Raw genomic sequence first — 7375 nt, 5'->3', positions numbered from 1 at the left:
GTTGTTGAGTGATTTCAATCTTACCTGGTTTTTCAGTTACTGGTGTTTCTGGTGTTACCTTAGCTGGAGTTTCTACTGGAACTTCAACTGCTGGTTGACCTGGTTCTGTAATCTTACCTGTTCCTGGTACTTTACCGTCTGGTAATTCACTGTTTGGTACTTTACCTTTACCGTCTTCACCGATTGTTACGGTGATTGGGTTACCATCTTCACCTGGGATTTCTACCTTAGTTCCTGGTGGATATGTTCCTCCTCCTGGTCTCTGCGGTGTTACTGTAACGTCACCTGTCTTAGGATCTTTATCCAACTCTATTGTTGGTGTCTTACGAGCTGGTGTTGTTACATCTACTGGTTGTGATGGTTTCTTGTTAGGTTCGGTTACTGTTCCTGTACCTGGGACATCTTTCTTAGGAAGTTTGTCATTTGGCACTTCACCTGAACCATTGTCGCCAATTGTTACTGTGATTGGTGTTCCGTTTTCACCTGGAATTTCTACCTTGCTGCCTGATGGGTATGTTGAGCCATCTGGTTTCTTAGGCGTTACAATCGCATCACCATTTGGTTTACGAGTGATTTCAATCGCAACTGGTTTTTCAGTTGTTGGTGTTTCTGGTGTCACCTTAGCTGGTGTTTCTACTGGAACTTCAACTGTTGGTTTACCTGGTTCAGTAATCTTACCTGTACCTGGAACTTTACCGTCTGGTAATTCACTGTTTGGTACTTTACCTTTACCGTCTTCACCGATTGTGACTGGGATTGGTTTTCCATCTTTACCTGGGATTTCTACCTTAGTTCCTGGTGGGTATGTTGAGCCATCTGGTCTCTTCGGTGTTACTGTAACGTCACCTGTCTTAGGATCTTGTTCAACATCTAGTGTTGGTGTCTTTTGAGCTGGTGTTGTTACATTCACTGGTTGTGATGGTTTCTTATTAGGTTCGGTTACTGTTCCTGTACCTGGGACATCTTTCTTAGGAAGCTTGTCATTTGGTACTTCACCTGAACCATTGTCGCCAATTGTAACTGGGATTGTTGTTCCATTTTCACCTGGAATCACTACCTTGCTGCCTGATGGGTATGTTGAGCCATCTGGTTTCTTAGGCGTTACAATCGCATCACCATTTGGTTTACGAGTGATTTCAATCGCAACTGGTTTTTCAGTTGTTGGTGTTTCTGGTGTTACCTTAGCTGGTGTTGTTACATTAGGAACTTCTACAGTTGGTTTACCTGGTTCTGTAATCTTACCTGTACCTGGGACATCTTTCTTAGGAAGTTTGTCATTCGGTACTTTACCTTTACCACCTTCACCGATTTCAACAGTGATTGGTGTTCCATTTTCACCTGGGATTTCTACCGTAGTGCCTGGTGGGTATGTTGATCCATCTGGTTTCTTCGGTGTTACTGTAACGTCACCTGTCTTAGGATCTTGTTCAACATCTAGCGTTGGTGTCTTTTGAGCTGGTGTTGTTACATCTACTGGTTGTGATGGTTTCTTGTTAGGTTCGGTTACTGTTCCTGTACCTGGGACATCTTTCTTAGGAAGTTTGTCATTTGGCACTTCACCTGAACCATTGTCGCCAATTGTTACTGTGATTGGTGTTCCGTTTTCACCTGGAATTTCTACCTTGCTGCCTGATGGGTATGTTGAGCCATCTGGTTTCTTAGGCGTTACAATCGCATCACCATTTGGTTTACGAGTGATTTCAATCGCAACTGGTTTTTCAGTTGTTGGTGTTTCTGGTGTCACCTTAGCTGGTGTTTCTACTGGAACTTCAACTGTTGGTTTACCTGGTTCAGTAATCTTACCTGTACCTGGAACTTTACCGTCTGGTAATTCACTGTTTGGTACTTTACCTTTACCGTCTTCACCGATTGTGACTGGGATTGGTTTTCCATCTTTACCTGGGATTTCTACCTTAGTTCCTGGTGGGTATGTTGAGCCATCTGGTCTCTTCGGTGTTACTGTAACGTCACCTGTCTTAGGATCTTGTTCAACATCTAGTGTTGGTGTCTTTTGAGCTGGTGTTGTTACATTCACTGGTTGTGATGGTTTCTTATTAGGTTCGGTTACTGTTCCTGTACCTGGGACATCTTTCTTAGGAAGCTTGTCATTTGGTACTTCACCTGAACCATTGTCGCCAATTGTAACTGGGATTGTTGTTCCATTTTCACCTGGAATCACTACCTTGCTGCCTGATGGGTATGTTGAGCCATCTGGTTTCTTAGGCGTTACAATCGCATCGCCATTTGGTTTACGAGTAATTTCAATCGCAACTGGTTTTTCAGTTTCGGCGATTTTGGTTGCTACCTTAATTGGGCTTAGTTCTGACTCAACATTAGGCTGTCCTGGCGTTTGAACAGTTGTTTTAGCTGTAATATTACCTACTGGAATTGTTCCTGTGATTTTCGCTTTTCCATTGGTTACAGTACCTGTACCAATTGCACGTCCTTCTGGAGAATAAAGCGTTACAATAGAGCCATCTTTGACCCCCTCATGAACATTTACTACAACTTCCGTGTTAGGCACTTCTGCCTTACCAGTCAAATCTGTTTCAATCGTCGGAGCTTTTGGTTTAACAATAATGGTTACTTTCGGATTAGATTCAGCTACTGATTTATCTGGATGGGTTGCTGTGGCTGTGTATTTGAAGACACCTGCTGTATCTTGGACAACTTTTGGTGCTTCTCCTTTCCATCCCCATTCTACTCCAACTCCACGTCCTTTTGGTGCTTCTGTATATTGGTTAGAATCTACACGTCCATTCCATGTCTTTAGTGAATCTCCAACTGTAACAGTCTCTGTTTTACCTTCTAGCGGGTATTTTTCTGCTTGTTCATGTATGTCAAAAACAAAGTATCCTGTTGTACTGTTAGTTCCGTCTGTTGAAATTGCACGGGCAGTATACTTCCCTTTCTTAACTTCTAGACCAACTTTTCCTGTTACATTTTGTCCTAATGGCGATTCTTCTGTTGCTGTCCCACTGACTGGTGTAAAGCTGAAACCACTTTGGAGGTTTTCCAATCTGAAGTCCGTCACTTTGCCACTGTCATCTATAGTGATGAGACGTGTGTTCACTGCATCACCACGGTAGAGTGGAATAACTACATTTTGACCGGCCGCATGAGTGGAACCTAACTCTTGTCGACTGCCATCTTCTTTAAGCCAGTAAATCTTTGGTGGTTGGTTATCTGGTGCTTCTGTTGGAGTAACTGGGTCACTTTTATCAGAAGTTACTGTTCCACCATTATTTACAACTGTTGCAGCTGTAATAGGTTTTCCTGGTAGAGCTCCTGTAACTGTAACTGTTGCAGTTTCTCCATTAGTTGTTCCAGTTCCGATAACTGTATCACCATCGTAAAGGTTAACTGTTGAACCGTTTGGCACTCCACTTCCAACATTTACAGTAATTTGTTGACCTGTTAAGCCTTTTTTGTTAGCAACATCTGTTGTAATAGCTGGTTTTTTAGGTTTAACGATTAATGTAACTGTTCCATCTGAACCAGAATTAGCGTCAGTTGATTTAGAGCCGTCTTTATAAGTGGCAATAGAAGTATACTTGAATACTCCAGCTTGTGCGGTACTTGGCGAATTATTATCTTGCCACGTCCAGTTCATTCCTGCAGGGAATGATTTACCATTTTTATGTTTGACATAACCTGAAGATACTGGATTCACTGGATCTCCTGCGTTATCTCCTACTGTTTTTGTAACTGTCAAACCTTGAATTGGGTCTAATGGTGCCTCTGGGTCTGCTTGTAAACTTGTTCCCGTTGCCCCCATAATATAAGACTGATTAGTAGTTCTTCCGTATGTAACTGAGGCTGCATAGACACGACCATATTGAGCCGCTTCTTCAGCAGTAACATCATCTCTTAGTCTAATCTTGGCATGCATGTGCATTGCATAATCGGCACTTTCTTGTCCAGTCTTAACTCCAAGATAATATGATGCACCTGGATAGCCACCGTTTTTATTTTTTGTAAGGCTATTTAAGACAGGGTCTTTCTCGTTGTTTTTGAAGACAGCCCATCGCTGGTTATCACGAGTCACTCCTGAATATGGATCATAGATTGTTCGTTTATCACCATTAAAGAGATTATAATTCTGTTCCCATACTTTAGATGTAGGTATATAGGCTGTATTTCCATATTGGGTAAAGCCTTGGAATCCGTCAGAAAGTCTTCTACCACTATCATTACGGTAACGTGTGAAACTCAAATCTTTTACCGTATTAGACGAGTGCATGATATTAAAAGGAGCTTGGAAATAATATTCTTGCTGATATGAAGCCTTTGTCATCCTTTTTCCATCGTTATTGAAGAAGACATCATAGACGATCCATTTTCCTTCGCTATCTTGTACATAGGTTGCTTTAATATCAGTCTTATTTTTAGTGAATTCTGGATTATCATTTATTGTTTTTTGCCCACCGTTCTCTTTCGGATCGACAGAAGCAAAATACTTGATATTGGTTAAAGCACCTTGATTAATTTGACCATTTGCTCTAAAACCTGTTCCCTGTCCCATACTTTGACCATTACGTGGATCATGAGAACCTGAAGTCAAACGATTACGTGCGATCATAACAGAACTTTCGTTACGTTTGATGACACGATTCATATCCTCAACATCACGAAGGCTAACTTCTACACCACCAAATGCAGACTTGGCTACGGCAACTTGGGCGATAGCTTTCTCCAAGATTTCACGTGTCAAGTCATTCTCAGGTGTTTGGGCGATAGTCTGCTCCAAACGTTCAATAGATAATTTGAGACTAGCTTTAGCTTTTTCCAGTTGCTCAGCATTAGTATTTTCTGAAGTTTCCTCAGACTTAGCTGAAATTTCTGAAGTTGGCTTCGCTACTTCTGGCTTGATTTCCGGAGTTGCTTCCTGTGTGCTTTCGTCATTTTTATCTTCTTTGACTTGAGGAGTTTCCACTGCTCGTAGCTGGTCCAAAACATTGGTCAAGCGAGCTACTAAAGCGTCCACTTCTTCTTGACTCACTTTTGAATCAGCGAGAGTCAGTTCAGCCTTAGCAAGTTCTTCCTTGGCAGCAACCAAAAGATCTGTATTAGCAGCTTCCTTGACGTGGAGCTGGTCTTTGAGCTGTGTCACAAGCTGACTTGCAACAGCTGTATCCACTTTTACAGAACTAGTAGGCTCTTCCTTATCCTGCGATGCTAGCGGACTAGTATCTTGAGTTAAAGCCTCTACATGAGGTTGGTCGACAGGTGTTACGCTATCCGCACTAACGACGCGCGCACCCAAAAACATCAGTGCTGCAACAGCAACTGAAGCCGCACCAAAGCTATATTTACGAATAGAAAAGCGTAAAACTTTTTCTCGTTTTTGGCGTTCAATACGACTCATGGATGATTTTTTATCCATTCTATTATCTCCTTTTTTTGAATTTGCTCACCTGAAACACATATTGCTTATATTTACATATTGTTTATATTCACAGGAAAAGCTATCCAAGTATAATTTTATACTTTTTATTGGGAATATGCAAACTATTTATCGCTTAAGTCAAACTTTTTTTAGTTTTTATGCATCTAAAATAATTATATTTGATTCAGCCTCTATTTTTCCTTGATAGTATTGAATTATTTTGATGTTTTCATTCTTCAAACGATTAAAAATGAATCATATTTAAAATATCACTCAAACGATTGGCATTATTAGCGGCGCTTCATTTTTATTGTTTTTGTATTCTTTTGCCTTTAAAGTTTGTTTTATTTAAAAAAATTCGAAATAAATTGTATATAAGTTATTTACCTTTTATCCTTCTAAATAAAACTGGAGTTTTTCCTTTCTGTAGAATAAATCCGTTGTAGCTTATCGTATTAGTTGTTTCATAGTACAATACATTTCTCGAGGATAACGAATGGTAAGTGCTCAATACCCCAAAAATAAAAGCGCTGAGTCGGTCAATTAAGCTCTAAAACTCATCTTAAAACAGCATCAAATTCTTTCCATCACGGCAGACAATGGAGCCGAATTCAACCGCTTGGCTGATGTGTTTTCTAAGGAGCATATCTACTATACACATCCCTATGCCTCTTGGGAAAGGGGAACTAATGAGAATCACAACTGACTCATTCGTAGATGGTTACCTAAGGGAGCTATAGTAGATTGAACTTAAATTAGTACACTACGGATTCTAAAACATTTTTAAAAATTATTTTGACTTTCCTAACCTCTTTGTTCATATCTTGTTTCAATCAATTTTAAGAAACGACTCCCAAAAAAGTCGCATTTATCGAAAAATGGATTAATAACTATCCTAAAATATGGAGAGGACAACGATTGCCCTCTCCATATTTTAGCTTTTATTTAACCCACTACAGTTGACAAGGAGCCCAAAAAGCGAACAATACTTAGAATTCCGTTTAACAAAATCCTAGCATTGTTCGCTTTCTTTATCTAAACATTCTTTTTATTTTACGACTAACATGATTCCCAGAACCAATCTAGTTTATCTTTACAATACAAAAGAATGAATAGTGATTGACTAAATTTTTAGTCTTCTTTTTTCTTTCCAAGAGCAAGTCCGAGACCACCTAGAATACCAAGAAGGCCTAGAGATGCAAGAGTCGCATTTGATTCAGTACCAGTATTTGGCAATACTTTTTGAGAATCATTTGACTTAGCTCCATTATCAATAGTAGCTGTAGTATCTTCGTGATTTACATTCGGATTAACTGCAACTGGTGTTACCTTAGCTGGAGTTTCTACTGGAACTTCTACAGCTGGTTTACCTGGTTCTGTAATCTTACCTGTACCTGGGACATCTTTCTTAGGAAGTTTGTCATTTGGTACTTTACCTTTACCATCTTGACCGATTTCAACAATGATTGGACCATCTTCACCTGGGATTTCTACCTTAGTTCCTGGTGGGAATGTTGAGCCATCTGGTTTCTTCGGTGTTACTGTAACGTCACCTGTCTTAGGATCTTGTTCAACATCTACTGTTGGTGTCTTTTGACCTGGTGTTGTTACATCCACTGGTTGTGATGGTTTCTTGTTCGGTTCAGTTACTGTTCCTGTACCTGGGACATCTTTCTTAGGAAGCTTGTCATTTGGTACTTCACCTGAGCCATTGTCGCCGATTGTGACTGTGATTGGTGTGTTGTTTTCACCTGGAATCACAACCTTGCTGCCTGATGGGTATGTTGAACCATCTGGTTTCTTAGGCGTTACTACTGCATCACCATTTGGTTTGCGTGTGATTTCAATCTCACTTGGTTTTTCAGTTGTTGGGGTATTTGGTGTTACCTTACCTGGTGTTGTTACTGGAACTTCAACAGCTGGTTTACCTGGTTCTGTAATCTTACCTGTACCTGGGACATCTTTCTTAGGAAGTTTGTCATTTGG

General features: G+C 40.3%; 2 protein-coding genes and 1 pseudogene. 1 reads left to right on the top strand and 2 read right to left on the bottom strand.

Annotated features, from left to right (window positions below):
- Window positions 1–5386 (bottom strand): YSIRK-type signal peptide-containing protein (locus QM917_RS10450; protein ID WP_414285711.1); only part of this gene is annotated, 5386 nt, incomplete at its 3' end.
- 523 nt (window positions 5387–5909) lie between these two features.
- On the opposite strand from QM917_RS10450, the pseudogene QM917_RS10445 reads away from it, so the two are divergent.
- Window positions 5910–6092 (top strand): annotated as a pseudogene (locus tag QM917_RS10445) (IS30 family transposase); the annotation flags it as partial.
- 428 nt (window positions 6093–6520) lie between these two features.
- Here the strand turns inward: QM917_RS10445 and QM917_RS10440 are convergent.
- Window positions 6521–7375, bottom strand: an 855-nt coding sequence (locus QM917_RS10440; protein ID WP_414285709.1) for an LPXTG cell wall anchor domain-containing protein, incomplete at its 5' end; no start/stop codon positions are given.

Source organism: Streptococcus infantis (genome assembly GCF_047460685.1).
GTDB lineage: Bacteria > Bacillota > Bacilli > Lactobacillales > Streptococcaceae > Streptococcus > Streptococcus infantis_AD.
This window is presented reverse-complemented; position numbering and strand designations above follow the sequence as displayed.